The sequence below is a fragment of the Aliibacillus thermotolerans genome (assembly GCF_027853235.1).
Classification (GTDB): domain Bacteria; phylum Bacillota; class Bacilli; order Bacillales; family Marinococcaceae; genus Aliibacillus; species Aliibacillus thermotolerans.
In genome coordinates this window covers 1-1829 of sequence record NZ_WKJG01000093.1, presented here as the reverse complement: position 1 = coordinate 1829, position 1829 = coordinate 1, and the positions used below count along the sequence as shown (strand labels likewise).

The window sequence follows — 1829 nt, the reverse complement described above, 5'->3', positions numbered from 1 at the left end:
CAAGGACAAGCAGCTACCGCTGTGGCTCTGTGTTTAACCTAGAGATAGAAGTTTTATCAACTAAAATAAGCAGGCTAACTTTTCTACCGGAAATAGGGTTATTTACACAAAATTATTGACACACCCTTGTGTTGTACCACCCAAGTTGTAACAACCATAATATATGTGACGAATCACCGAAAATGGCTAACAAAAATGAACGGGATGTTGATTTCTATGTCATTAGGGATGTCGGTGGGGATTTTAATAGGAACCATTCTAGGAGTGGCTTTTCATGGTGATTTGTTTCAATCAACAGTTTACTCTATATTAATTGGAGTGGTTGTTGGGTTTCTTGCAGGAATACCTATTGGTCTACCTGCTGTCATTGACGGAATACTATCTGGACTAATGGGGGAATGATGGGAGCAATGCTAGGAGACATGGTAGCTATGACAAGGCCAAATGCAATCATCAATATAATGGCTTTGATGATAACAATGATTTTATTACTTGTTTTATATACAGCAGAAGAATCAATTCGTAAACAAGCTAACCAAGAAACCTTTTCCTTTTTTAAACATCCATTCTTATTGATTTTTACCATTGCAATATTATTTCTGATATTAAGTTATATTGATCCACTTGATTTTAATATTCAATATTTAATTAGACATTAAATAGTAAATTAAGAAAACAGAACCGAGTGGCTTATCTTTGATAAGACTCGGTTCTGTTAGAAATATTATTATAAAAGTTTATATCCATTTTCCTATTTGCTTTAAATGATTATATTTTGTGTTAAAAGGATTTGTGAGGAACCAGACTAAATTAACTGCATTGTTGTTATGCAAGTATTGTCCCCTTCAAATGTAGAAATCTCAGATTCAGCTGTTTTTCCATCATATTGAATCTTCACGTTATATGTTTTGTCACGTGGTAACCAAAAATCAATAAATCCATTTTTTAATGAAGTCATGGTTTCATCAACAACAACATTGCCTTCTTCGTCTTCAATATAAACATCAAATTCCTTTTCTACTAATTCTCCTTGGCAACCAGTTAAGCTATGATTAGTACAAGGGTGTGTTGTCTCAACAAATGGTGCGATGGAAACAAAAAACTCATCTTCGGGAAGATCGTAGGTAGTCTCTTTATCATTACTATCAGTTACAATAAGCTCTTCTGAAGTAATAGAAGCAGACACATCATCGGAATCCCCAACACTGTAGTCTTGGACCATTTTCTTGATATCTTGTGGTTCTTTTTCATTTGATGTACTTTCGCTTTCACTACAAGCAGCAACTATTAAAATAAGTAATAATCCAATTACTGCCAATAATCCTTTTTTCATATTATTCGACTCCTCTTTCATCTAATTAGTTAAATGCTATTATCAATTACTATGTTAAACGATTTTCTACATTATAACAAAATCTATAAAACGTATTATAATACTCAAATGTGCATTATTTGTGCAAATGTAATAGAGAAATTATGGAAAGTATATTTAAAATCCATAAAAACCAAACAGCTAAGAAGGAAGTTAATTTCGTCAACCAATCAAAGAATAGTGCTACTCCCATGAAAATCATAATGTATCCACCAATTTTAATTAATTTTAGGCTATGTTTTTTAATCCATTTAATTTTACCAATAAACAATGCTAATAATAGAAATGGGATCGAAAAACCTAAAACATAACTAATCATCATAATCATAACAACATCAGGATTTGTTGCAGCTAATGATAACACAATAGCTAGTATTGGACCGGTACAAGGAGTCCATCCCAAAGAGAATGCCATTCCTATGATGAAAGAACCAACATAACCGCCGGGACGATTTTT

General features: G+C 32.5%; 3 protein-coding genes and 1 pseudogene. 2 read left to right on the top strand and 2 right to left on the bottom strand.

Going from position 1 to position 1829, the window contains the following annotated elements:
- Nucleotides 1-216: 216 nt before the first annotated feature.
- Nucleotides 217-402, top strand: a complete 186-nt coding sequence (locus GJS40_RS12875) for a hypothetical protein (RefSeq protein ID WP_146937149.1) — start codon at nt 217-219, stop codon at nt 400-402.
- Nucleotides 402-659, top strand: a complete 258-nt coding sequence (locus GJS40_RS12870; protein ID WP_052725892.1) for a hypothetical protein — start codon at nt 402-404, stop codon at nt 657-659. Before GJS40_RS12875 ends, GJS40_RS12870 begins: the two co-directional genes overlap by 1 nt.
- A 146-nt stretch (nt 660-805) precedes the next feature.
- Here the strand turns inward: GJS40_RS12870 and GJS40_RS12865 are convergent, their stop codons facing one another.
- Nucleotides 806-1333 (bottom strand): CueP family metal-binding protein, encoded by a 528-nt coding sequence (locus tag GJS40_RS12865; protein ID WP_270898259.1) that lies wholly within the window; start codon nt 1331-1333, stop codon nt 806-808.
- Between the two features lie 115 nt (nt 1334-1448).
- Nucleotides 1449-1829 (bottom strand): annotated as a pseudogene (locus GJS40_RS12860) (hypothetical protein); the annotation flags it as partial.